At 51.0% G+C, this 26,542-nt stretch carries 19 protein-coding genes; 7 read left to right on the forward strand and 12 right to left on the reverse strand.

Features of this window, described 5'->3' with window-relative positions:
* The 3 genes from B4A77_RS10045 to B4A77_RS10055 all read right to left on the reverse strand — a co-directional run bounded on the left by B4A77_RS10045 (position 1) and on the right by B4A77_RS10055 (position 5,843).
* On the reverse strand, positions 1-2,583 hold the full coding sequence (locus tag B4A77_RS10045) for an AAA domain-containing protein (protein WP_173382076.1): 2,583 nt from the start codon (positions 2,581-2,583) through the stop codon (positions 1-3).
* A gap of 579 nt (positions 2,584-3,162) precedes the next feature.
* The gene (locus B4A77_RS10050) at positions 3,163-3,306 is read right to left on the reverse strand and encodes a hypothetical protein (protein ID WP_173382075.1); all 144 of its coding nucleotides are present in this window, start codon (positions 3,304-3,306) and stop codon (positions 3,163-3,165) included.
* A gap of 176 nt (positions 3,307-3,482) precedes the next feature.
* Positions 3,483-5,843, reverse strand: a complete 2,361-nt coding sequence (locus B4A77_RS10055; protein WP_290740394.1) for an ankyrin repeat domain-containing protein — start codon at positions 5,841-5,843, stop codon at positions 3,483-3,485.
* 255 nt (positions 5,844-6,098) lie between these two features.
* On the opposite strand from B4A77_RS10055, the gene B4A77_RS10060 reads away from it, so the two are divergent.
* From B4A77_RS10060 to B4A77_RS10085, 6 genes are all read left to right on the forward strand, one after another.
* Positions 6,099-6,815: an NYN domain-containing protein gene (locus B4A77_RS10060; protein WP_173343670.1), complete on the forward strand. Its 717-nt coding sequence runs from the start codon at positions 6,099-6,101 to the stop codon at positions 6,813-6,815.
* A gap of 184 nt (positions 6,816-6,999) precedes the next feature.
* Positions 7,000-8,031: a hypothetical protein gene (locus B4A77_RS10065; protein WP_290740400.1), complete on the forward strand. Its 1,032-nt coding sequence runs from the start codon at positions 7,000-7,002 to the stop codon at positions 8,029-8,031.
* 2 nt (positions 8,032-8,033) lie between these two features.
* Positions 8,034-8,249 (forward strand): hypothetical protein, encoded by a 216-nt coding sequence (locus tag B4A77_RS10070; RefSeq protein ID WP_290740403.1) that lies wholly within the window; start codon positions 8,034-8,036, stop codon positions 8,247-8,249.
* 177 nt (positions 8,250-8,426) lie between these two features.
* The gene (locus B4A77_RS10075; RefSeq protein ID WP_173382072.1) at positions 8,427-9,740 is read left to right on the forward strand and encodes a hypothetical protein; all 1,314 of its coding nucleotides are present in this window, start codon (positions 8,427-8,429) and stop codon (positions 9,738-9,740) included.
* 41 nt (positions 9,741-9,781) lie between these two features.
* Positions 9,782-10,954, forward strand: a complete 1,173-nt coding sequence (locus tag B4A77_RS10080) for a DUF4434 domain-containing protein (protein ID WP_290740406.1) — start codon at positions 9,782-9,784, stop codon at positions 10,952-10,954.
* A 35-nt stretch (positions 10,955-10,989) separates the two neighbouring features.
* On the forward strand, positions 10,990-11,886 hold the full coding sequence (locus B4A77_RS10085; RefSeq protein ID WP_290740409.1) for a glycoside hydrolase family 11 protein: 897 nt from the start codon (positions 10,990-10,992) through the stop codon (positions 11,884-11,886).
* Between the two features lies 1 nt (position 11,887).
* Here B4A77_RS10085 and B4A77_RS10090 read toward each other — a convergent pair whose 3' ends face one another.
* Positions 11,888-13,957 (reverse strand): FISUMP domain-containing protein, encoded by a 2,070-nt coding sequence (locus B4A77_RS10090; protein WP_290740412.1) that lies wholly within the window; start codon positions 13,955-13,957, stop codon positions 11,888-11,890.
* Positions 13,958-14,046: 89 nt separating this feature from the next.
* Positions 14,047-15,369, reverse strand: coding sequence for an aspartate kinase (locus B4A77_RS10095; RefSeq protein ID WP_072807953.1), 1,323 nt, complete (start codon positions 15,367-15,369; stop codon positions 14,047-14,049).
* 260 nt (positions 15,370-15,629) lie between these two features.
* Here B4A77_RS10095 and B4A77_RS10100 point away from each other — a divergent pair, with 260 nt between their 5' ends.
* Entirely contained in the window at positions 15,630-16,547 is a 918-nt protein-coding gene (locus B4A77_RS10100) for a sigma 54-interacting transcriptional regulator (protein ID WP_173381699.1), read from the forward strand.
* Positions 16,548-16,555: 8 nt separating this feature from the next.
* Here B4A77_RS10100 and B4A77_RS10105 read toward each other — a convergent pair whose 3' ends face one another.
* From B4A77_RS10105 to B4A77_RS10135, 7 genes are read right to left on the reverse strand one after another with little or no spacing between them, the layout of a single operon-like run.
* Complete coding sequence (locus tag B4A77_RS10105; protein ID WP_290740416.1) at positions 16,556-17,503, reverse strand: PorV/PorQ family protein; 948 nt, start codon at positions 17,501-17,503, stop codon at positions 16,556-16,558.
* Positions 17,504-17,522: 19 nt separating this feature from the next.
* The gene (locus B4A77_RS10110) at positions 17,523-19,064 is read right to left on the reverse strand and encodes a phosphomannomutase (RefSeq protein WP_290740419.1); all 1,542 of its coding nucleotides are present in this window, start codon (positions 19,062-19,064) and stop codon (positions 17,523-17,525) included.
* Between the two features lie 39 nt (positions 19,065-19,103).
* On the reverse strand, positions 19,104-19,595 hold the full coding sequence (locus B4A77_RS10115) for a DNA-deoxyinosine glycosylase (protein ID WP_290727865.1): 492 nt from the start codon (positions 19,593-19,595) through the stop codon (positions 19,104-19,106).
* Between the two features lie 2 nt (positions 19,596-19,597).
* Positions 19,598-20,209: a hypothetical protein gene (locus B4A77_RS10120; protein ID WP_290740422.1), complete on the reverse strand. Its 612-nt coding sequence runs from the start codon at positions 20,207-20,209 to the stop codon at positions 19,598-19,600.
* Positions 20,206-22,821, reverse strand: a complete 2,616-nt coding sequence (locus B4A77_RS10125; protein WP_290740424.1) for a hypothetical protein — start codon at positions 22,819-22,821, stop codon at positions 20,206-20,208. The genes B4A77_RS10120 and B4A77_RS10125 overlap by 4 nt, the downstream gene beginning before the upstream one ends.
* On the reverse strand, positions 22,818-25,115 hold the full coding sequence (locus B4A77_RS10130; protein ID WP_290740427.1) for a hypothetical protein: 2,298 nt from the start codon (positions 25,113-25,115) through the stop codon (positions 22,818-22,820). The genes B4A77_RS10125 and B4A77_RS10130 overlap by 4 nt, the downstream gene beginning before the upstream one ends.
* The gene (locus B4A77_RS10135; protein WP_290740431.1) at positions 25,112-26,410 is read right to left on the reverse strand and encodes a hypothetical protein; all 1,299 of its coding nucleotides are present in this window, start codon (positions 26,408-26,410) and stop codon (positions 25,112-25,114) included. Before B4A77_RS10135 ends, B4A77_RS10130 begins: the two co-directional genes overlap by 4 nt.
* Between the last annotated feature and the right edge of the window lie 132 nt (positions 26,411-26,542).

A 26,542-nucleotide genomic window follows, 5' to 3' on the forward strand; every position in this document is an offset into this window, starting at 1 on the left:
TTAAAGGTTATGGGTTACATTTTTCAGTTTCTGAACGATACGCCCGAGAGCGCCTTGCCCCTTGCTCATTGCACGCCAGTTGCCTACGTAAACCATCATGTAGCGGGCACGAGTAATCGCTACATTCAGGCGGTTAGGTGCGCCTATAAAACAAGTGGGGCATTGGTTGCTGTAGCTAAGGAATACGAGGTCGGCTTCGTGACCCTGGAAGGAATCAACAGAGCCTGCGCTGTAGGTAACGAACTTGCTGCAGTCCTTGAATACGTGCTGGCAGATGTTTTTCAACTCCTCCGCCTGTTCTTTGTAGAACGACAGCACTGCCACAGACCACTTTTCCTTTTTATTTGGCTTTGCTTTAGCGAACTCACGAAACTTTTCAAGTTCGTTTTTAATCCACTTCTGTTCAGCCTTGTTGCGGTTCTTGTGGTCGCAGCGACCCTTGATGTTTTCCCAGTGGTTGTGCTTCTTTCCGAAGCGGCGGTAATCCCACTCGCGCTTACCATTCATGTGTTCAGAACGCATTGCCTTTCCATCGTAAAACTCGTCGGAGGCGATTTTTGCGATATCCATATGGCAACGGTGCTGAAAGGATAGCTGTATGCGACGTTGGTCCAACATTTCCTTGGGAATGCCGCGGAATAGGGCCAAGTCCTTATATTCGCCATATCCCTTGAGCAACAGTTCCATGCAGGAGGGCAGGTAAATCTGCTCAAAAATATGCAGGTTCTTTTTGCAGTTTTCCTTGTCGCTAGCGGGAATCAGCTTTTCGATTTCCTCCTGTAGGCGGGCTAAAGTACTATGGTCCGCATTCACCTTGTTGTCGCGCTGTTCAAACATACGGATAAGACGCCACGAAACTTCATCGTGCCATTCCTTCGGTGTGTTCTCGTCATAACGGTCAAAAAGAACTTCACGGTTATAGCGAGCAATGCTTACCCATTCCTGCATTTCTTCTTCGTGGAGAATGCGCCCGCTTTTCTTATCTTGGGCAGGGCGCACTGTTGTAATGCGAGGAGCGAGCTTATCGCGGTGATCATTGAATGCCTTTAAGGAACCGACAATAATTGTTGCGCAGGGCAGTATTTCTACGTCCTCTTGCTTGTCCGCATCGGCGAAGAGAATGTCATTTTCCTTGGCGTATTTGCGGTATAAATAAGGCAAGTAGGCGTCTGCTTCGTTTTCCTTCTCCACGAGAATCACTGTTTGACGGAATCCTTTCCCCGACGAAGCCAACAGAGAATCCGACGCGACAGTATATTCATTTCGTTTATCGGCATCCTCCGGATAGCAAATCTGAAGATTTTCGGCAACGTCATCGTCGTTTACATAAGGGGATAGCTGCTTGATGTCACCGACAATGATCCAGTGCTTGCAAAGAACTGCCGGTACCAAGAATTCCTGAACGGTTGTCTTGGAAGCTTCATCGAGAATCATGTAGTCGAAGGGAGCCTCGGTTTGACCTTTCGAATGAAGTTTCTCCATTTCCGCAAGTGCCGCTCCAAAGATAGTGCCCGCCACAATAGGGACGTTTTCTTGGATGATGCTGTAAAGCATCTCGTTATCTTTGGGTTCGCAGTTGTCCAGTAAGAATTGCTGCTCTGCAGTACGATTACCTTCTGGGATGTTTTGGATGCGGCTTTGAAGCGCTTTGGCCTCGGTTTTGGAGAAATTCTTTCCAAGAATGAATTTCTTGCCGTCCGGGCTAATTCTGTCGTTATCGCTATCGCCGTAGCGCAGCACGCAGGCTTTGTCCAAATGCACCTTCAGGCGTTCAAGGATGTTGTCAACGGCCACATTAGTAGAGGCTACCAGTAAAATACGTTTCCCCTTTTTAACCAACTTGACGATTGTTTCCAAAATGGATGTTGTTTTTCCTGAACCTGCAGGCCCCTCTTTTATCGTAAAATCAGGAGTTGATAGTACGTTACACACAAATTGACGCTGCTCGCTATTGCCGGGACGGTTGTTGTCCTTTAGAATCTCATATTCGGCATCGTCCAAAATCTGAGGCGCGAACGGCGGTAACTGGATATTTTCTGACTGCAAAAGGGCTTGTAGCGCAGGTGGGATGACTTCGGGAATAGCGTGCCTTTCTTCAAACGAATCGACCTCGTTACGGACGATTTTGCTTAAATTGGCGCGTATTCCGCTGACATGCTCCATTGCCGATATTTCGGCCGCAATTTGGATTGTGCTAGGAGGCAAGCACAAAAGATGCTTGTCCTTGATTTTTTTGTCCAGAGCGAGGCAAAGTCGCTTCTTTTTCGTTATGGAATCAAATTGAACCTCGCTGGTGAAAACGCTTAACAGATTTTCTGGAAGTAACTGAGCCTTGGGAACTTCCTGTTCTGGGACCTGGTAACACTCTATCGTCTTTTCGAAGGAACGACAGATATCTTCGAACGAAGCGTTGGTACGGTCCGATTCTTTCAATTCATAAACATGCTTGATGTGGGTTCCAAATTCATCGGCGTACTCCTTGGGGCCGATATAATCAGGAACGGCTACGCATGTCTGGTATCCGTTTAGACGGAGTTCAATTTCTTTCTCCAATGCCTGGAGATAATTGACTGCTGTACACATAAGTTACTCCTTTATTATGCGCTTAAATAGCGGTTATAGTGTTTGTGATCCATGAGCAACAAGATTGACGAGTTGTTCATTCTGATTAGTCGAAAACAATCGGTAATCCTGCAGGATTTAAGCTGACTGTCGCGTTGGGTCTTGCGCCAGCGAACTTTCCCGGATTCGACAATCCGATTGGCTTTGACAAGAATTTTGAGAGGGACCGAACCCTCAGTTCGAATTGTGAAATTCATAAGTTTCCTTTTTTGTTGAACCGCAATTGCGGTGGTGTATTTTTTTCGTTGGGACTTATTCACCGTAGATGTCAATCTGCTGGTCAAGCTCGAAGGCTCGGCTAATCGGATGGTTTTCCCCGCCATCGAATACAAAGCTAACCCCCCGATTAGGGACAAAAGGGGACAACGCCCATCTAGGCAAAATGGGCTTTTTTTGCTTATTTTCTAGAAAATCAGAAAGTAGCGGGGATTAGAACTGAAAAGTTGTTATATTGTAATAGGCTCAGGTCCTCCGGCAAATTCGTGCTTAGGAAAGCAACAGAGATGGGCTGCATCCTGTTGCTCAATATCGCCAAGTTTTTTACTTTTCCCCTCCCTGATAAAGCTTGTTGTTGGGATTATCTTGGTTCGCGTGATTGTCCATACGAGCCTTGTACTGGCTGTTATTCGGGTTCATCTGATCCGCATGATGGTTCAGATTAGCTTGGGACTGATTCGATTTCATACATAATCCTTTTAGTCATTCACTTCGACATTGAAGTGTTAAGAAATTAGATTTTCCCCTTTTTAAACTCAATATGGCAAAGGCGGCGTGTTACTCCCAAAAAATGTTTGGTACTAAAAAAGCCATGGTCCTTACCATGGCTTTGAGGATTTGTAGGGTATGTAAAGATTTCTTATTTACTTGAATCTATCTCGATTGTCATTAAGATATTTAAGAATCTCATCAGCTTTGTAGAATTCGGCGACATCCCAACAATTGAACTGTGGATAATCTTTGCTGGTTTTGCTTCGTCCAATTTGGGTAGGATCGCCACCATAATCAATAAGCAACTTAAACATATCAAAGGCTCCATTCTCTATAGCCATCATTAGAGGAGTGTTTCCTACAAGTCCGTTAACATTGTGGCCATAGTTTGGATCCGCTTTATTTTCTAACAGAACTTTAGCTATTTCGTAAAGAGACTCGTTATCATACGATTTAGCTTTTTGTTTTAATTCAGCTTCATTTATAGAACGCACAAAAGGATCATCCATCATTGAATTGACGAATTCAGCAACTTGATCATTTGTTTTCCCTCGAAGAAATTCAAACTGCCGTCGGAATCCATCATAAACTTCAGGACTAGTTCTTTTATTTATAAATTTTTCCAAAGAGATCTTATTTTTATAATGTTTTACGACTCTATAAAGGAGAGTCTCTCGATCCGTTGACTGTATTGCACATTCATTATAATTTTCAGTAGATATCTTTGCTCCCATTTTGATTAGTTTTTTAACGACACTAACATCGCCACAAAGAACAGCCTTTCCCAAGCAGGTTTCTTTTTTCTTGTCAAGAGGAACATTGACAGTCTTAGGATCGTGTACTTTACTACTAATTAAATCAAACAGTATTTTCCCAATTTTTCGTTCTTCTTGGTTGTTGTCGGGAGTCATATGCTCTAAAGCCCAAAATAGTGCCGATTCTCCAGATGAAGTCAACTTATTTACGTCAGCGTTAAGTTCAAGTAATTTTTTTACGGCATCAACATTTTCAAATGCGGTAAACCATACTAGTTGGGGCCACTTTTTCCAATCTGTCACATGCATATAATTTGGATCAGATAATACAGGTTCCTTTAGTGAGTCTTTGTCTATTAATAGAGGCACGTCTACATTCTTTTTTAATGGGATAATTTTTTCATAACCAGTTATCATTTCTTTTGGGAGCATTTTAAAGAAATTGCATATCCATTGGTCTACTTCCCAGTCTTCTACAATGAGCTCCTTTGCTCTTGAATTTTTGTTGACATGAAAGTCCCAATAGTTTTTTTGTTTTTCTAAAACTTCTTCAGTAGTTGGTTTCTCTGTCTTTATGGGTAATCCAAAATGACCAAATAATATTCCATAAGCTTTCATTCTTTTTAAGAATGGACCGTCTTTACGACCGTCTTTACCAAAGCTTCCAACAGACAAAGCTAAATCAAAGAAGGTAAATTCTTTCCGAAAAGGATAAAAAAAGAGATTCCTCCTATCCGCAGAATAAAGTGCTAGGGGGATGGCTTCTTCAAAAATGGAGATTGCACCTTTATAATCGCCTGTTAAAACTTTGGCTTCTGCTTGGAGTAATTTGCTTCGCCATCCAACAGCAGGTTCTTCGGCGCCATAATTATCGCACTTTCGCTCAAAAGATTTGACAATTATGTCGTAATCGGCATTTTTTTGGATAGTCCTTTCCCACATTGTTTTTTGTGAGTCAATAAATTTCTTATGAGCGACATCTGTTATATTTTTATACAAATCGCTTGGAGTGTCTAAATATTTTCTTTCATTAAATATATTGTCAAATATGGTGTTTATATCTAAATCATCGGGAAGGACTTCTGCCCGAGTATTGTGCATTACCATAGAAATGAAAAATATTTCGCAAATTTTTGCATATTTATCGCTAAGTTTAGTTTTATATTTCCTGATACATGCGAAGAGATTCTCCATAGTTGTTTGTCTAGAACCGGTTTTCCATTCGGAGATTTTTCTACGCTCTTCGCCGTCAAACATGTCCATGAAATCGGGCTTTAATTCTTGTGCCAATTCAAAACCGTATTGAAGAGGCTTTTCCGTAATGAGCATCTTATGAGCAATTCTTGAATCGTTGCTAAAAATATCGCATACAAAGTCATGTATTTGTTTTAATCCACACTCTATTAAATATTTGTGGTAATCATTACTTGTTTTAAATATTTCTGCAGGGAAATTGTAAATTCGTCTTTGAATGGAATCGAAAAAATTATCGGATATTCTATTGATAAAGAGTTCGCATTTATTTTGTAAATGCCTAACGGGAGCATTTTTTTCTTTGATTTCGTATTTGAATGGCAATTGGAAAATCATATTCTTGAGATAGATGAGCATCTCAATGTCCAAATAGGAACTTGTTGCCATGCGGTCCAAATGCTTGTCGTAGTTACCTTCGGGACGTGTTCCTAATATGCGGGAGATTAATCGCAAAAGGTCTGCGATTATAGGGAAAGGAGGCGAGAATTTGTTTTCGTTATCCATAAAACTAATTATCCTCAATCGTCATAACATTTTTTTCAAATTTAATATTTGAATATGAAAATGGGGGCTTTATCAATGTTATGCTACTCCCAAAAAATGTTTTGCCTTTTTTGACAAAAAAACGAAATTTTTACTTATAAATATTCCGCAGGCTAACCCCTTCTCTCAAAAAACGGATTTTTACATTTTCTGTAAAACCCGTTTTTTCTAGCCAAATTGAACCATTTCCACAAATTTTTTCATATATTCCCTACTATGGACACGGAAAAGAAAATAGCCCTGATTATCGACTGCGACAACGCCAAGGCGGACGCCATCTACGGCATCATGGAAGAACTCTCCAAGTTCGGGGAGACGAGCATCCGCAGGGCGTATGGCAACTGGAAAGGGAGCAACCCCTGGGAAGAGGTCCTGCATCCGTTTGCGATTCAGCCGATACAGCAGTTCCCCTACACGAAGGGGAAGAATGCGACCGACCTCGCGATGACTATCGATGTGATGGAACTCCTATTCACAGAGAGTATCGACATTTTCGCCATCGTGAGCAGCGATTCGGATTTCACACCGCTCGCCATGAAGCTCAGGGCAAAGTCAAAACAGGTAATCGGGTTCGGCGAAGAAAAGACACCGCAGCCGTTCATCGACTCGTGCAATTCCTTCATCTACATCGACAAGTTCAAGAAGCCGACTGAATCGGACGAGGCGACAAACAACATCGAACCGCTTGATCGCAACAAGCTGCGCGGCAATGCAAAAATCATGAATGCCATCCGCAAGGCAATCAGCGAGGAAGCCGACGAAGCGGGCTGGGCCATCGCATCCAAGATTTCACAGCAGATCAACCGCCAGATTTCGCTGAGTCCCAAGAATTTTGGTTACGCCAAATGGCCCGCCCTTATCCGCGCCACGGAGTATTTCGAGGAAGGAAAGAATTCCAAGGGGCAGCAGGTTTTCCGCATCAAGAAGAAATAACGCTATTTTTCACAAAAGCGGGACAGCGATTGCCACGGGTTCTACGAACCCTCGCAATGACACGCGAGGAGAGAGCAGCAGAACCGCTTGCGGGTTCTATCGCCGAGCCGAAGCAGTCATGCGCTCTGTGCAATGACGCGAAACGCATTGCACTTTAAATCTCAAATTATTTATATTCCCTACTATGCGCGTCACGAATAAACTCATGATTGTTCTCGCTTTTTTCCTCGCCGTCGCCGGCATCATCCATGGCGAAGACGAGATGTATTTTCACGACAACGAGAGCAACGTGGGGATGACCATTTTCCGCTGCGACGGAGTGTACCTGGCCTATCTGGACAACCAGAAAAAGTGGGAGCGCCTGCACTTTGCACCACGCGGAGTCGGCCTGGACGACGGGGGATTCGCCTATGCGGTCGCGGATGTCGACCGGGCTTACGGAGGGCTCGCCGGCTTATCGGGCGAGCTGCGCGTCCTGAGGGTCAACGAATCGCACCCTGTCGCCTTCAAGGAAATACTCAAGAGGGGCTTGATCGAGGACTACGACCCCGCGCGCTACAGGTTCTGGGGACTTCGCATCCTGAAGACAAAAAGGGGGACGCACATCGCCACGAGCACCAACGGCATCGCCTACCGCCTGTATAGGGACGGGAATTTCGTAGGGAGCTACAAGACGACTCTCGAGCTCGAGAGGGATGCCGGACTGAATACCATGATGGATTCTACCGTGACGCTGCAAAGTGCCGGGAAGTTGCCGTTCTACGTCATGCGCCTCGGGAAGACGTATTATGCATACGCTTCGCATATGGACTTGAACAAATGGACTCCGCTCCTGAACAGGATGTTCAAAAACGATCCCGTGTACTTTTCCCTGGAAGACGGCGAAGCCGCGGAACTCCAGACAACTGCACTCAAGGTGAACGGCGGGAAAAAGAAATACGAAAACGCCCCGATGTTCGTCGATTCGGTCGACCTCTTCCAAAAAATCCGGTACGACGCTCTCGCCCACCATTTACGCTTGAAGCCCTGGGAAGAAGGCGCATCCCTGGAAGAGGCGGAATTCCGGCAGTACCAGGACAAAAGCGGCCAATACCTGATTGTCTACCTGGATAAAAATTACTGGGTCTACTACGAAGACCATTCGGAACAGAAGAAGCGGCTGCTCGGAAAGTTCCGCAAGGCCTCCGATGTCGACAAGGCACTAAAGCGACAGTAATCGTGACTCAAATCACGTTCGCCCTCGACGATTGTTTCTCTCTGCCGGAACCGAACGGGGAATCGCATCAGGGCTGCTGGTACACCTCCGACGAAACGTCCGTGACCGAGTTCGAAGTGACAGCCGTCGGGCTGATTACCAGGACATGGACCGTCGAAGGCGGGAAGGTCATGAGAACCACGGACTACGATGACGGCAATGCGCCATCGGTTGAATAAGAATCCAGCATGAGTTCTCTGGATGATGCCTTGGCAGAAGAAAAGGATGGCATCTGCAAAAAGATAAAAACCGCAATGTGCAAGTAATATGAATAGAATTCCGGCCGCGAGGCCGGATTTTTTTATACTGTTTTTTGAATTTTTGATTTTAGGTTCAAAAGAATATATATTTCCGTTATGAAGGTCATAAAGAAAATAATACTCTTTGTATATAATCTCATCGTCGGGTCAATATTCAAATTGCTGTTGTGGGGGCTCATGGCGGGCGTCGTATTCGGCGTATGCATTTTCTTCCCACCGTCACACTGGATAAATGTACTGGATAGCGAGCGCCTGACCGAAGAACAGGCAGCCGAAATCGCCCCAGAGATTACCCTTAAATGGGCAACCGAGACAAGCAAGCTGATCACTCGCGAAAAAGCAGCTACCGTAAAAGCCGGAACCAAGGTCAAGGTGCTTGGAGTCTTTGATGTTTTCGCAGAAGGCGTACTGTGGCATATATATTATGACGAAGCCCAATACCTTATTCAATTGCCCGATGGAAGTAAGGTTATCGCGAAACTGCCCGAAGCCGCCAAATTGGCACGCGCCATAGTCCTAAAAACGGGCGACACGGTCAACGTGCTGGACGTCAACAAAAAAAAGAATACCTATTCATTCAAGACCTCCGACGGAAAGGTCCACAAGTACAACGAGCTCCTGTTTATTCCGTCCACGCTACCGATATACTTCGAAAACACACTTCAAATCTATGCAAGCCACTTCGAAATCGTGAACAAAGTATACAAGCCACTTCCTAAACGTGGGCTGGCATATGTTCCTACAGGTATCTACAAGAAAAAATACACGATAGACCTGTTCGCTGGCAGGTACGGAAAAATTATAGCGCGCGGCCTATCGGGCGTATTCGACGCCCTCCTGATGATACTTTTCATTTTTGTTGTCACCTTCAGCATTTCCCGTCTATTGACAATCATCCCAGTAGGCTCAAACAGTACATTAAAAACTATCGGAGGCCTGTTGTACATTCCGCTTTTCGCCGCCTATCTGCTCTTTGTATGCGGAGTAAGCGGCAACATTTTGATATTGATCGGCGGACTCGTGCATGCCATAAAAAAGACAAACGAGCAAATTGTATTCCACCGTTGCGACTTGTGTCACCATGCATACAAGCTGGACCACCTGGGAAAAGTGCTGATGGACACACTCATCGAAAATACACGCGGGACATTCCACGATACCGAAAGCATGAAGGTCGGGGTAGAAAAAACCGTCGAGCGCGATCTGAACTCGGGATACCAGAGGGAAATCGGAAGCCGGGACATCTACAAGACGCGTTCCGTTTCTGGCGAACGCTGCAAGACCAAGCGCACCGAAACATGGGAACACCGTTTCTACTGCCAGCATTGCAAAAAATACAGCACCTTCGAATTCCAGGTCGTAGAAAAGAGCGAATCGTACAGCAACGTGAAAAAAAGCGACTGGAGATAATCTCCTAGCCGCTCCTCCGAAAATAGGTATATATTTCAGGTATGGCAATCTCGCGGCCCACATTCCGGCATGCACTCCCCGCACTCCTGTGCGGAGCGTTTTCGCTTGCAGCGGGGCCGTTTGCCGTCGCAGTTCATGCAGCGAACGCCGCGGGAATCGCGGGCGTATTCGATGCCGGATGGTCAACCGCCTACTACCCGCAGGATTCCATCACGCACATGCACCAGCGCCTGCACGCGCTCGGGATGGACGAAGTCGTGTTGCAATATGCCGCGGTCGAGGCGACGCACCTGTATTACCCTTCGCAACTGGATTTTCTGCAAAACACGCAATACAAGAACAACGAGCTTTTCCCCAAGAGCATCGAGGCGGCAAAAACTGTAGGCACCAAAATCTGGCTCGGGCTATACTACAATGGCGACAACTGGTATACGCCGCCGACCGCCGAGCAACTTGATACTTTGTCTGCACGCAACCTGAAAGTGCTTGAAGAAATTTACGCGCTGTACGGGAGCGAGACCGTAGTCGCGGGCGTGTACATTCCGCAAGAAATTGCGCGCTACTACTGGGACGGCCTGCGCGATGACGCGACTCCGGAAATGCTCACGGAACACTTCTTGAAGCCCGTTACCGAGGCCGCGCAGGCGAAGGGCTGGAAGGTGATGGCGGCCCCGTTCTACAACCAAAACCTGGAAACTCCCGAGAAACTGCAAACGTTCTTCGAGAACCTCTTTGCCGCAGGATTCAAGCCCGACATCATCGCCGTGCAGGATGGCGTAGGCGCGAGCGACGCAGGCAAGCACCATGCCGAAACTACGAACGTGGGCAACTACGAACGCGCGGTGGCCGAGGCCTGCAATCAATACGGGATTGAATTCTGGGTGGATATGGAACTGTTCCGCACCGACGACTCGCACGCGCTCGCAGACAGCGCAAGGATCTCGGCGCAACTCGACACCGCATACGCCGCGGGTGCCGTAAAGGTCATCGGCTACGACCTGGCCGTTCTCGGGAACGCGGGCCTCAATTCCCTCGAGAAGTGGAAACTGGAATCGAGCGTGGAGCCACCGGCCGGAATTGCGGCACCTCGTACCCGCAACGAAAAATCGCAGAAACGCGAACTCTTCCTGAACGGGCGTTTACAGAACAGCCGTTCCCTGAACGAGAATTCGCAGTATTTCAAGGCAAACGGCGCGAAGGTTAAGCAGAATTAACGCCCACCGGGCCGCAAAAAGTATATATTAGTAGCATGAAGAATCTAGTGGGTTTAGGAATCGCCCTCACCATGGGCTTGGCTACGACTATCTATGCGGAAAGGTGTCCTAACGCATGGCCCGCGGAGGGCGAAAACTACGCCTCCGGCACGATAGACGGTACAAACTACAGTTACGAAGTCTGGCGCGATGGCTACAATGCTTATTTGGAGTGCTACGATGATGGCGGCTACTTAGTTTACTCCAAGGTCGCGGACGCTATCGTGCGCTTTGGTCCCAAGTTCGACGAGCCAAAGACCTTCGACCAGCATGGCAACTTTGCGGCGGACTACAAGTTTCGCACAAAAGGCGGCGGCTTCGGCACCCCCTATTTTCTGGTTGGCATCCAAGGCAATACCACCGAGCCGAAAACCGAATTTTATATCATAGACTACTGGATAATCAGAGATACAGCCGACACATCTGCTTTCGGAACCAGACTCGGCGAATTCACCGTCGATGGCGACACCTACGACATCTGGCAGAACACTGCCAACAACTACTTGGGCGTCCAGGGCGACATATCGTACAAGCGGTATTACAGTATTCGCCGCACCGTACGCGACAGCGGCCACATCGACATTACCGCCCACTTCAAGAAGTGGGAAGAGCTCGGCCTGAAGGTGGGCAAGATAACCGATGTCATGGCGCTTGTGGAAGGGTATAAGGGGCAGAGTTCCATCAACTATTTTCAAATTGACTACTTCAACATCACCGAAACGGCAGATACTACCGGCACAACATCAGACAGCACCGGCACGACAGCGATTTCAAGGCGCGCAAGCCTTCCGCTCCTAAAGGGCGACGCACGCGTGTTTGACATGCAGGGCCGCTACCTCGGCACCGGCGAACAAAAAATCAGCCCTGCCGTCAGGACCGTGAAGAAGCGTTAAATCACTTCACGCACCTAAGGCTATACATTCCGTATAATTCACAAACCCACAGAAGTACATACTCGTCTATTCCGGAACCACCCCAGCAAGACATGTAATTCGAATTTCTTGAGGACGTCCAATAGCGGGCGCCCCATCTTTGTCTAGAAAAGCTCCACGAGCCTGCTTCATCACGCACCGCTCCGCCAGAGGGCAACATGGTAAACCCGGACTCGTTCGTATACGTCCTGTGAGCGACGAACCTGTTTTCATTCATTTCATACCACTTATGCGGACTCAAAAGGTATTCAGCCACATAGGACATGTGGTTGGACGTTTCGATATTGTATTCATGACCGAAATAGCGTCCCAGCTCGATAAAGTCCGAATCCGTCGGTACATGGAATCCAGCGGGGCAAATTCCTGCCACATGTTTCTTATCGTCAATGTAATCTGCCGACAAATCGCATTCCGAAGAATCCTGAGGGCATTCTTCCAAAGTCTTTCCCACCGCCACATGCCACGGATAAAGCCTTCCGTACATATCGCAATTTGCAGAATCATTGTCAAAGCAGTAACTGGAATCTGCCGCATAGTTCAGGTTTTGCGCCATCCAGACCTGGTCACCCAATTTCAAGGTGCGGTACACGTGATTATCACGCTCATCGAGCAGTTCGCCGTATTCCACATCCGGATTCAACAGGCTCACATCTTGGCAATCGTACTTTGAACAGTCATACTGTTTAGAGGGAATCTTTGCAGGCTCAAAGAATTCAGACAAGGTGTAGTCCGAAAGAGAATCCGTCCCTATATACAACTTCGTCAATTCTACGATATTGACATTCTGGTATTCATCTTCCACCTTCAAGCGGATCTGGTAATAATCCGTATCGCCCCAGCGGATATCATCGAGAGTCGTATCCAAGACATTCAACAGGTAATTGGTCGTATCTTTTTTCAAAACGACGGAATCAGAATAAATCGTCTCGTATTTTTCTTTATCATATTCAGCGGCCTCCAAATAAACCTTCGCAATCCTTTCTGCACCATATACGGGCTGAATCAAGTCAAAAGAGAATTTGAACTGGGTCATGTATTTGTCGCTGACCCTATAAATCGAAGCCTTATAATCCTTCGGCACATTCACAATTTCAGGAGCACTTTGGTCGACAACGAATGTAGTATCCTTGACCGCTCCAATAAGCCCCTTTCGGACATTCAAGTTTTCATCGATGGCCCAAGCCAGTTTTTGATCAATCGTGCTATCTGCACCATCGGTCATCAACAATTTCAGGTACATGCTCGTGTCAGGCGCCACAATACCGGAAACCGCCATAAAGCGCAAGGTGTACCGGCCTTCAGGCAACACACCCCAAAGCGAATCCACGGAATACAAAAGCCACGGGGTAAAAGTATCGGGCTTGTAGAATTGCTTTACGGTATCGCCTTTAGAATTCATCAACATCATCTTGTAGATATGCTCGCGGAAACGGCAACCATCGCAGAACACCTCTACATTCTTATGTTCTTCGGTAAAGTCAAGTTTCCAAGCAATCTTGTCAAACGTGCGAGTCAATAAAAATACAACATCGTAAGGCTTGCCGTATAATTCCAACACTGCCTTATAATAGCCATCTGCCAGTTTAGACTTTTTGTCCAGTTCAGTCAGATTGTAGCTCAGGTGCCATACGCGCGAATTAGCCGTATCCTGCACCACCTTCACTTTAAACGAGCCCACTTCCTTATACGATGCAGGAACACCGAGTGTCCTGTATTTTCCTTCAACGGATTCATCGTAATACAAGGTCCCCGTTTCAAGCTCAATTTTCTTGTCACAGCTAATGGTGTTGACTTTTGCCGTAAAATCAAAATCAAGGTCCGCGATATAGGAATCGTTCAATGGCCAAACCGGACTCAATATTGGTGGCACACTACAAGGAGTCTCGTACACCAACGCACTGCTACTCGAACTGGATTCGCTGCTGCTCGATTCTTCCGGTGCGCTGGAGCTATTGTCGTCGCCGCATGCGCAAAGGCCTACACAAAACGCAACGGCCAGCAAGCAATCAAATAAAAAAGAATGATTCTTCATTTTTCCCTTAACATATTGAGTTTGTATAAAAATATATAAAAAACGGCCCGGATAATTCCGGGTCGTCTTTTAACTTTTGCTTTCGCGGGTTATTTCACGAAAGCGCCGTAGATGGCCTTGATGGCCTTCTCGGTATCGGCTTCGTCAACACCGGTGATGATGTTGATCTGCGAAGAACCCTGGTCGATAATACGGACGTTCACCTTGTTGTCGGCGAGAGCGGTGAAGAGCTTTGCAGCCACACCGATCTTGTTCGTCATGCCATGACCCACGGTAGCGATGAGCGAGATGCCCGGGAACACCTTGATACGGTCGGGGCGCATCTGCTGCGTGATGTCTTCGAGAACCACGTCCTGCACGGCGTCGAGAGCCTTGCTATCCACAACGATGCTCATGGAGTCGATGGCGCTCGGGCACAGTTCGTAAGAGAGGCCTTCGCTTTCGAGCACGGCGAGCACGCGGCGACCGAAACCGACTTCCTTGTTCATCATGGACTTTTCGATGTAGATCATCGAGAAGCCCTTACGGCCGGCGACACCCGTAATCGGGAGCTTCGCTTCTTCCGGAGTGGGGCCGATGATGGTGCCAGCGTCTTCGGGGCGGTTCGTGTTGCGGATATTGATAGGAATCTTCTTCGCGCGGCACGGGGCAATGGATTCGTCGTGGAGCACGCTGGCGCCGGAGTAGGCGAGTTCGCGGATTTCGCGGTAGCTCACGTATTCGATGGGCAGCGGATTCTCGACGATGCGCGGGTCTGCCATGAGCATGCCCGAGACGTCGGTCCAGTTTTCGTACTTGGCGGCATCGATGCCGTTGGCAAGGATTGCGCCCGTGATGTCGGAGCCGCCACGGCTGAAGGTCTTGACTTCGCCACGGAGGTTTGCACCATAGAATCCCGGCAGCACGTAAAGCTGGTTCTCGTCGGAGAGGGCCTTCGCGATGTCTTCGTAAGTCTTCGGGACAATGCGGTACTTGTCGTCGAAGGTAATCAGCGGGAAGGTATCCACGAAGTTTGCGCCCAGGTACTTGGCCATGAGGCGTGCACACAGGAATTCACCACGGCTTACCAGGAAGTCGGTGCTGACGGATTCGGGGTGGTTCTTCAGCTTGTCCTCGAGGCTGTCGAGGTCTTCGGTCAGCTTGTCTTCGAGACCGAGGTCCTTGCAGATTTCGTCATAGCGCTGACGGATCAGGTTCCACGGGGTCGAGAAGTCGAGGCCCTTGGAGGCGAGGTCGTAGGTGCTGTAGAGGAGGTCGGTAAGCTTTGTTTCCTTAGGATTGCGCTTGCCGGGGGCGGAAACGACGATGACCTTGCGGTTCTTGTCGGATTCAACGATGGCCTTGATCTTCTTGAACTGGCCTGCATCGGCGACAGAGCTGCCGCCGAACTTACATACGATTCTTTGACTCATTTTTTCCTTTCGGGCCACCAAACCTCTCGGCTTCGAGCGCAACCGCTTTCCTCACGGTCGTCGTGCCCAAGCCTACCCATCTGGCCAGCCACTTGGTTTTTGTGTCTATGTCTGCCGAGGAGAATCCCCGAGCGCGGACAAAGATAGAAAAACGGAGAAAGTGCGGCAAGGTTTTGTAAAAATTGCGACGCAAATGTAAAAAAACGGCATCGGCAGGGAACAAAATGGCGTTTCAATCGTTTTTAGGGTAGGAGACACCCATGAAACAACCGAACGAACTGCTGAACATCGCCGCAAAATCCTCCGTCCCCGTCCTCATCCAGGGGGAATCGGGTGCCGGGAAGGAGGTCGCCGCACGCTACATCCACGAACACGGCCACCGCAAGCACGGCCCCTTCATCGCCGTCAACTGTGCGGCGCTTTCGCAGAACCTGATCGAGAGCACCCTGGAAGGTTCGATAAAGGGTGCATACACCGGCTCCGAAAGCGACCAGAAGGGAATCGTGCGAGCCGCGAACGGCGGAACCCTTTTCCTCGACGAAATCGGGGAGCTGCCCCTGGAGGCGCAAAGCAAGCTGCTGCGGATACTGCAGGAACGCACGGTAATGCCCGTCGGAAGCACCCGGAGCATCCCCGTCGATTTCAGGCTCGTCTGCGCCACCAACAGGAACCTCAAGGAGGAAATCTCCGCAAAGCGATTCCGCGAAGACCTCTTTTTCAGGTTGAACGTATTCCCGGTGCAGATCCTTCCCCTGCGCGAACGCGACGATTTCGACGACATCGCCACGTCAATATGGAACGGTATTCTCGATAACGTAAGCACGGCCACCCTCGAAGAGATTCCAAACAAGCTCACCGCCTACAACCTCGCGGCGCTACAGCGGTTCAGCTGGCCCGGAAACGTGCGGCAGCTGAAAAACGTATTGCAGCGGTTCGCCCTCCTCTGTCCGCACGGAATCAAGCTCGAAGAAATCCTCGAAGAAGAATTCGCCACGCCGGCGGTGTTCGATTCCAAAAAGAACATCATGCGCATCTGGACAAGGCGCCGCAAAAACGCCCCCGACTGGGACATCATCAAGGACGCCCTGGATTCATGCGACTGGAACAAGTGCAAGGCTTCAAGGAAACTCGGTATCAGCAGGGGCTGCCTCTGCTACCAGATACAGAAGCACGGATAGCGAGAAGGCTAGAACCTGTAGCTCACTCCGAGGTAATGGTTGCCCGAAGCGAGAGCCGGACGCGGCGAATAACCGTAATCGAACACGCAGGAACCGAAGGCAATGCCGATACCCGCACTCAGACCGTCCTCGGTTTCGGGGCGCAACGCATAGCCGGCGCGAAGCGAAACAAATTCCTGATACGAAATTTCGCCACCGAAGCGCCATTCAAAATCTTCCATGTCGGCACGCCTGTAGATATCGGCGGAGAGGTGCACGTCCCACATGCTTTCCAGGTGCAGGAGGCTACCTACAGGAATGGAACCCGTGATTCCCGCCTGCAAGGCCATCGGGGCGGCTTCATGTTCGCCGCTGTATTCGCTTTCGGTCACGTAGCCGAAATTCGTAACTGTCGCACCGAACGCGACAAAGCGATTCACACGGTAGGATGCGCCCGCATCGGCCAAAATGCCTAGCGTCGATTCATCGTCGATCGCCTGGTAGGCAAAACGCGTCTGCAGCGACCATGCGAACGGGCGGCCGTGATTGCCGATTCCCGCCTGGGCCGCCCAAGCATAGGCCGAATAGTCCGACGTGACGAACCCTTCCTCGTCGCGGCCCTCGATATCGCCATAGCCCAGGAACTCGAGCCCCATCGAAAGCACGAACAGGTCATTGAGCGGAAGCCCGTAGTAAATGGAGACAAAGTTGTCTGCACCCGCATCGCCAAAGACAATCTGGCTGAACCCGATCTCCGCCTGCGAGACGGTCGTGGCGGCCAGCGGATTGCGCGTCAGTTCGGAGAGGCGCACGGGAGAAGCGACACCCGCACCGGATAGGGCCGCACTTCGAGGCGACGCCTGCATCGAGAGGAACTTCATCGTCGTGCCCCCGAGCCCCGTATTCCAGTAGCGGCCGCTCGCGGCAAACGCGGCGACGCTTAGCAGAAGCAGGGGCAGGAGGATTTTCTTGGACATATGGGACAAGATACAAAAATTAGCCGCGCCAGCCTTCCATGATCTTCATGCAGCCGGCAAGGAGCTCGGCGGAACGTTCCTTGTCGCCCGTTTCCACGTAGCAACGGAACTCAGGAGCGTTGCCGCTCGGGCGCAGGTGCACAATATCGCCGGAATCGAACTCCATGCGGTAGCCGTCGGTCTCATCGATGGAGACGATGTCGCCGTGGAAGGGTGCGGGCATCTTGCCGTCGGCACCGGGTTTCGCGAAACGGTTCGGCTTGGCAGTAAGCGCACCGAAGAGCTTGTGCCCGAGCTTCTGTTCGCGGATTTCGGCAAGCTTCGCTTTCGATGTCGCGGTCGGGAATTCCTTGAGGCGGTCGCTGAGCGTAAAGCGTTTCGGGAGTTTCTTCAGGAGGTCGACGACGCAGAGGCGTTCTTCACGCACGCGCACCATCACCGCAAGCATCGGGAGCAGGGCGTCACGTGTCGGGAGAGCCGGCAGCGTTCGCGTGCCATCCTCGAATTTGCGCGTGAGGTCGGTCTGCAGCAGGAACCCGCCGTTCGCCTCGTAGCCAGCGACAGAGACGTTTGCATCGTTTGCATCCACCAGGCTTTCCATGCCGGCAATCACGTAGGGGCTACCGATGCGGGTGCGGCAAATTTTCTCGAAGCTGCCGCATTTTTCGAGCGACGTGTTGCAACTCACCGGAGTTGCAATGCGCTTGATGCCAAGCGCCTGGGCAGCCAAAATGCCCAGCACGTCGCCACGCAGCCACATGCCGGTATCATCTGCCAAAAGCGGGCGGTCAGAGTCGCCGTCGGTGCTGAAAATCGCATCGACAAAATCCTTGTGTGCGAAATCGCGGGCAAGGTCTTCGTCTTCCTTGCGGATAGCTTCCGTATCGACCGGGATAAACGTCTCGCTGCGAGCGAAGGGCTTCACCGTGGCACCCAGGCTCTCGAGCACCTTCACCACAATGTCGCGGCCCACGGCGGAATGCTGGTACACGCCGATGGTGAGGCCCGAGAGAGCCCTGCTGCCGAAGAACGCGGGGTAGCGCTTCAGGTAGTTCTCTTCAGCTTCCATCTCCACGGCGGGGAGTTCCGGGGCATTCTTCAGCATGCCCTGCGCGTCAAAAATGCTCTCGTCAAAGTCGACGGACTGCGAAACGATTCCCTGTTCGTCCTTCTTGGAAATCTCGCCCTGCGGGTGGTTGAACTTGATGCCGTTGCGGTCGGCCGGGATGTGGCTACCCGTGACCATGATGGTCGGGAGCGCCTTGTCGATGCCGTACAGCGCAATCGCCGGACTCGGGATGCGGCCGCAGTACACGACCTTCCACGCGCTGTCCTCGCCCGCCTTCACGAGCGCCTTCAGAATGCGTTCCGTACTCGGGCGCAGGTCACCCGCAATCGCAATCGTGCGTTCGCACTTGTAGCTCGCCTCGCAGTACTTGATAAAGCAGCGCGCGTAAACATAGCACACGCGGTCCGTCATCGCCGTCACCAGGCCGCGGGCACCGCTCGTGCCGAAAGCCACGCCGGACTCTTTCATCACATCTTGCATCGAAATGCTCATAAAAAACCTCTCGGGAACAAAAATACAAATTTGCGGTCGCTACAGAATCGCCCGATAAGCCTCGACAAGCTTTTCCATCGAGACGGCGCAGTTCGCGGGCGATGTCGAGGGCAGCTTCACGGCATCGATTCCCACTTCGGCAGCGCAGTATTTCTGGTACAGCCTGTAAGCCGTGGCGCCCGTGCAAAAGATGCGCGAAACCTTCGAGGCCTTCACGAGACCGCTTATTTTGTTCGGAACCACGTCCTCGATGCTCGTGTCGCTCGCGCCTACGATAGTGCAGCTTTCCAGCACATCCCAGAGCGCAACATGGTGCTTTTTGAGCATGACTTTTTTCTGCGGAATGGTCGCGGGGGCATCTTCGCCCAGGACGGCGGCAAGCACTTTCCAGAACCGGTTCTGCGGATGCCCGTAATAGAACCCCACCTCGCGCGACTTGGGAGACGGAATCGACCCCAGCAGAAGCACACGCGATTCCCGGTCGTAAACCGCCGGAAACTCGTGCGACACCCTTTCCCGTTCAAGCGCCATCGTTACGGCTTCCCGCCATAGATAATATAGTCGCCGTTTGCGTCGGTAAACTTGATTGCCCCTCCCGTATGTTCAAAACGGTAGGCGGGCCTTTGTCTGGGGAACCGGTCATCCTGTATAAGATAGAAGCCGTTGTCTATCCTGACATAGCTCCCGACGAACCTTGCCGAATCGGAACTGCACCGCTCCAGTTCCAGGGTATCGAGATCATTGCCCTTCCTGTCGCTCAGTATCGCCCCGCAGGTCGAGAAGTACTTGTCGAGTTTTTCGTAGCGAATGGTATAGTCGTCCGTTTCGGCCTTCTGGGGTAGCGTATCCTGTGCAGAACTGCCTCCCTTTCCGCACCAGTACGAATTCATCCTTACCGGATAATAGCTTGCATCCTTCGTCCAGTGGAAATCGTCGTCCCATCCCATCAGGTGGTGGTCGTGTTCCTCCCCCCATTGCTCGAGCGCTACGCTCACGAGGGCCGTAGAATCATCGACGAGACCTACAAATCTCCAGGTATGGCTTTCTTTCTCGATTTCATAATCCGTCATGGAGCAGCCTGTCAATAACGCTGCGCACAGGAATGCGGTAAACGACAGGAACTTCACGAAGCGAGCATTTCTCATTCTTCCCTCCTGTCGCTAACGCAAATCGCCTGCACCATCGGGTAGAGGTCCTTGGGGCATTCGACAATCCCGCTCATAATGCCCTTCTCTCCATACCAGCCGTTGTCCGCCTTGGCATATTCAAAGCAGTACTGCGTCTCCGAATCCTTTTCCGTGCTGGTCCACACGAAGCTGTACTCTACATCGAAGATCCCGTAATCGCCGGAATCCTTCTTCTGCCTTACCCGCAGCGCGCGATCCTTCGCGATACTGAACCAATCCGCATAATTCTGGCACAGCCATTCATCCGCGCTCGGGATGTGCGACCCCTCGGGGCAGAAGTCCTTCGCCTGTTCCCAGGTCGTGTAGGAATTCTCGTTGTAATGGTTGAATACCACGTCGACCGTAGACGTGCCCCAGTCCGAAACGCAACTGATTCCGGTGATAGTCGCATCCGGGCAACCGGTCGATTCCACCACCTGCTGCTTCCAGTCCGTAAAGTAGGCATCGAACGATGCGCTCTTTCCGTCAATCGCGTCAAGCGCTACGGCACTGTCGCCGATCGCGGCACGAATCACCATCTCCCTCCTAAGATCGTTCATTCCCGTAATTTCGAACGGCGCACCTGTCTCCGAAACGACCGACTTGAGGTTCAATATCCCGTATTTGTCTCCGCTGCTGCTCAGACCGCTAATGTAGAACGAGTATTTCCATCCGTTCCTGGTTATGATGTAGTCACCATTCTCGTATGTGCCGCCGGCCACGTCTCTCGGATCATGGATATCCGCAAAGGCCGCATACTTCATGTCGTAGCGTACCTGTCCCCATCCATAGTTCGCCTCCGTGAACTTTTCGACGCAGCCGTAAAGCGCAGTGTCAGCTTCGTCCCAGAAGATGGATGTCCGGTCCGTGCCATTGAAGCAAAGGTCCGGCTTGTACTTGTTGCGCACTATCGCCCTGTGCACCTTGAGCTCGTAATCGGTGGCCTTCTCCCATACCGGGAAGCCGCACTTGTAGCCCACGCCGCCATATTCGACAACCTCGCCCTCGTTCGCCATCTCGCAAAGGTTTCCGTTCCTTACAGGTTCCGCAATGTCCGTATAAGACGGGACTTCCCAGTGGGAACCCGAGAATCCGGCCCTGGCCCTGCAGATATACAGGGTTCCATCGTACTTCTTCACATAGCCGGCAAGTTCCGGCTTGCATTCGTCTCCGTAGTAGTCTGGTATCAGGACCTCTTCCCATTTCGAGCCAGACCTGGGCCATTCATCCGGCCTGCATATAAAGTAGCCGACTGAATCATGGTGGGCCTTCTTGCCCCTCCCCAGGCTGTCACATTCGCCCAGGAAATAGGTATTCCTGTCGCTTTCCTTCCACACCGAATCCTTGCACAGGTAATACTTGCCTTCGATCAGGGCCATTTCGCCAGAGCGCCCGCCATTGCACAGGCCCTCGTGCTTACGGACAAAGATGTTCACCGGATCGCTCCATTGGTCATCCAAGGGCACCTTCCATTCCCAGATGACCCTGGAAAGCCAATCCGTGTGGCTCGCACAGACATAGTAAACCGAATCGTAAAGGACGCTGTCGCCTTCGACTTCGTTCCTGCATTCTCCGTAAAGATAGAGGAGCCCCTGCTTTTCGGGCATCTTCTTCCATTCCGCCCTTGCAGAGTCGCACACGTACACCACGTGCCCGAAACCGGCCGTATCACGCAGGGCGGGAGTGCATACGCCGATATCCTTTTCGAAATCCGTCATCAGGCGCCACTTGTACTTGTTCACGTATTCAGGATTGTCGCACACGAACACCTCCCCGTAATGGGCGCTCTCCTTGTTCTTTACGCTCGCAGTATCCTTGTAGTTCGAGCTATCGCATGACGGAAGCCCGAACGACTTTATCCAGAAATCCTCCCACCTGTTGCGGTTGAAGAGGGTGTCCCCAATCTCGGCTTCCGAAAAGAGGTCGCGCCAAGTCTTGTCTTCGCCCATGGCATCGCGCAGTTTCATGTAATTGGCAAAGAAGGCGGTATCGGGCTTTTCGATAATGCATATCTGGTTGATATAGACCGTCATGGATAAATCGCCCTGGACGTCGTAATCGAGCAGTGAACGGATTTCGCGGTTCGCTTTCCGCCTTGCGCCCTCGAGATCGAACCCATCCTCCTGCACTAGGAATTCGATGCGCTTGCTTTGCAGGGCGTCCGACAGGGAAAGCACCGTCACGCTGTCCTTGTCAATATCGGCATACTGCACAAAGTCCATCTTGAGTCCGCTGGAAGAATCCGCGTAGACGCAGGTAAACTTTATGCGCAATAGCGACGAAGCGAGATCCAACGAGTCGGAGGCAAAGGAAGTCGCACCGTTACGGTGGCGCACGAGTTTCACGTCGACCGTCCCGATGGAATCGAGACGCTCGTCAAGCAGCGTCACCTCGACAGCGACAGGGACAAGGCGCACGTGCAGGTAAAATCCTCCCTGCAAGGCGGTCCAGCGGCTTTCGGGATAGACACTCCCTTCGATATACCTGCCGCCCGAAACCGAATCGCCGCCCTCCCCGCCGCAAGCGACAAGGAATACGGACACCGAAAGCGCGGCCATCAGCAAAAGCATTTTCACGAAGTTCCGCATCATTCCTCCTCCCCGTCCTTGAAGCACAACGTCTGCACGCCCGGATAGAGATCGTTCGGACATTCGACGGTGCGGCCCAGCGGACCGGTATTGCCCTCGTAGCGTACCTCATAGCAGTAATGCGTTTCCGAATCCTTCGAAGCCGAAGTCCAGTAGATATCGTAGAGGTAGGTCGTCCCATCGTAGCGGACCTTCAGCGGACTGTCCTGGCTATAGCGCTCTTCCACCGGGAAGCTCTTCAGCAGATCTTCCGTCCACTCGGTCGTATCGGGCAGGTGGAAACCATCCGGGCAGAAGCCCGCCGCCTTCTCGAAATCCATGAACGAATCTTCGCCAACGCGCGTGAACCGCACGCCGAAAGCGGGGAGCACGCCATCCGAATGCATATACTGCGCGATAAAGCTGTCGAAACTTGCGCTCTTTCCGGGGAAGGACTCGACCGCTATGGAATCGGCCCCCTTCTTGCCGGAAAGGTACGGAACCTTGTTCCTGAAAATCGCCCCGTATTCCTTGCCGCCGATATCCGCCTCGACATTGACGACACCGAAGAGCTTATACCAGGGACGCATCCTCTTGACGGTATACGTAAAATCCCCATGCCGGGCGACGATGGTGGAAGAATCCACGAATACTCCCCCGTCAAGAATGCCTATCCCGTAATTATTCCGTTCATCGAGCTCCATGTAGTCCCATTCAGGCGCCTCATCGCTGCATGCAGAGTAGGCGTTCGACGAATAGTAATTGCTTATCGCCTCGTTCCAGTAAATGGTCGTTCCTACAGGGCCATTCTTGCATTCGTCCTTGTGTTCCCGGCTGAACGCGTAAACGATGGACTCGGTGAAAGTCATTTCCCTCCACGCATAGCGCGCACCGTCATGGACACAGGTCCAGTAGCGGCCGTTGACTTCTTCCTTGCGCCCGCTTGTAGAATCGACGCAGAACAAGCCGTTCCTCTGGACAGCGGGAATGGTGTCCGCGGCCAGTTCGTACCAGAACGTGCCGACATATTCGCCGTCGCGATAATACCCGTGGCACCTGTAAACCTTGTCACCGTATTGCGCTATGTTTCCCAGAACGCACCGCTGCAAATCCTTGACCGGAGGAACGACGAACTCGTCCGGAATGCGGATCCACATAAATCCACCGTCACATCTAAAATATTCCCCGTCGCGGATCATGATATCGCCCTCTTCCCCGTAGTCTTCGTAATAGGCGGGCGACATGATGGGAACCCATTCCTTGCCCTTGCACATGTAGTACTTTCCCGTATCGAGCATCACCTTCTGCTGTTCGCGGTTGATGGTACACTCCCCGAACTTTTCGGCGGCGGTCACTTCGTGCAAGGAATCCTTCGCCGTTGTATCGGGAACATCGGCGGTATCGCGCGGGGCCACCGTATCCGCCGTGCAGGTCAAGGTATCGTCTACAATCCGCCGCGCCATGTCGTAGCGAAGCAGTGTCCAGTCGATATCCTTCTTCAGTTCGTTGCGGACAGTCGTGTCGCACTGCGATTGCCCGAGCCTGTAATACTCGATTAGCTTGTCCGAAATCTTCTTCCGGGAAAGGACCTCGTCCCACTTTTTCTCGCCGCCGACTGCCTTGGAGAGTTTCTTGAAATTCTTGTAGAAAGTCGTGTCCTTCATAAAGAACAGGCTGTAGAGATATGCGAAGGTTTCGAGCGTGTCGTATCCGTAGGGGGCGTTCTCGATACCGTATTTGAATTCCGTCTCCGGGTCGAGCAAATCGTGAATCGCTTGGTGCGAATGCTTCTGCGCAAGGTCAAACGACTCGCCCTCCTTCTGTATGAGGTTTTTCAGGTACTCGCTTTCGAGAAGTCGGTACAGGTTGATGTTTCTCGCGCTTTTGTCAGAAAGCTTCGCGATGGAGCGGAACTGCATCTCGGTCGTGTCCTTCGAATCGCGGAATCTGCAGGTGAGGTCGAATTCCACATACGGTTCCGTGAAGAACATCTCCTTTACCTTGTAGGTAAAGTCAATCCTGTTCCGCTCGATTCGTGCCGTGACAGATTCCTGTTTATCCAGGTCCTTGTCCAGGGAGCCGATTTCGAGCTTTACCGGTTCCAGGAAGGATGCCAGGTTGAATCCCCCCTCGATCGAGCGGAGGGTATCGGCAGCGACTTTTTCGACTGCGCCGGAATCTGCTTCCTTGAGGCCGAATTCCCTGTCGCAATTCCTGTAATCGTCCGCATAGTACGTGTCGGTAGTGCATGCGGCCATCATGGCCATGCATATAAGCAACAGGATCGCTATGGAATATGGAGCCCGGAACATCTTCATGGTTCCTCGCTGTATTCGACCTTGACAATCGTATCCGGAATACCTTCAGGATAGTATTTGTTTATGGCCGCGGTGTCGTTCATCCAGGCGTATCCTGTCTTTTCTTCCGTGTAGCCCATGCTGGCGTATGTCGAATCGATATACAGGTAGGAACTGCAGATGTAGGGCGTGCCCCTGAATTCGCAGATGCTTTGCTGGTTCCACCTGTAGCATTCCTTGTATATGGACTTGAGCACGGTGTTCATGTCATTGACTTCTTGCCAGCTGTTCCCGCTGCAAAGGTAGAATGTCGAATCCTTTTCGGTGAGGGTTTCCTTGCCGTTAATGCAGTACCCGTATTTTCGTTCGTCGGGGGTGATGCGCCGCCAGTAGGGAATCTTGGGGTTCATGATATTGTTGCCTGTATAGTCGCATACGAGCACGCTGTCATAGAATTCGCTCCGGCGGTTCGCAACGGCAATCGTGTCCCCGCTCCGTTCGATGGAGCAGGATTCAATTCCGAGTGCGTTTTCGCGGAAGTTCGCGATGGGGTAGATGGAACTGTTGGCGTAGCTGTCAATGCCGCGGACTCCGATCCATCCGCTCTTGTCGTAGTAGCGCATCAAGGCGTCGGCGGCGCGCACGCGGAAAAGCGTATCGCCCCATTCCCCCTTGTCGATGGCGTCTTCGAGCTCGTGGAAATCGCTGTAGAATATGGAATCCGAAATGAAGTAGCGGCAGTAGACATAGGGCAGCAAATACTCGGGGCTGTTTGTGAAATACCCGCTTTCGAAGTTGTAATTCTCGATACCGAAAAAATCGTCGATACCTGCGTAGGCGAGCGCAGTCGCGGAATCGAGAGACAGGGAATCCGACAGCATCAGGCGCCTTATGGGTTTCGCGGCCAGCGCCGTATAAATATTGAGCGCCGGCGCATATTCGTCGACCGACGCAAACCGCGAGAACAGCAGTTTCGCCTTTTTTTCGTGGATGGTAGCGGAGGTATGCAAGGTTATCTTGACATAGGGAACCGGAGTCGTCTTCGGCAGCCTCAACGGCTCCGTTTGGTACGATTCGTAATACAGCATGGTGCTGGGAATCATCGGGTATGTCCGGATTTCGGTCAAGGACGAATCCAGCAGGGTCAAGGTTACCGAATCATGATGGATTTGCTTATCGAAGGCTACTATGGCGCTGAACGTCAGCCAATTATTTTGCGTTCCCTCGCCATCCGTGTCGATAGAACTGATATCGTCCGAGCAGGCGACAGACAGCGCAAGGGCGAGGCCCCCAATTATGCATCCTAACCATTTCATTTACTCAAAATATAGATTCAGGGGACATTTTCCGCAATAACGTTCCTCAGCAGTTTTTGCACTTTATCGGTTTTTGGAGGGTAAAAAGGGCGAAAAAATACCCCTCCTTTATTTTTTTTATGTATTTTTCCA

It is taken from the genome of Fibrobacter sp. UBA3718, from assembly GCF_002371935.1.
Classification (GTDB): Bacteria; Fibrobacterota; Fibrobacteria; order Fibrobacterales; family Fibrobacteraceae; genus Fibrobacter.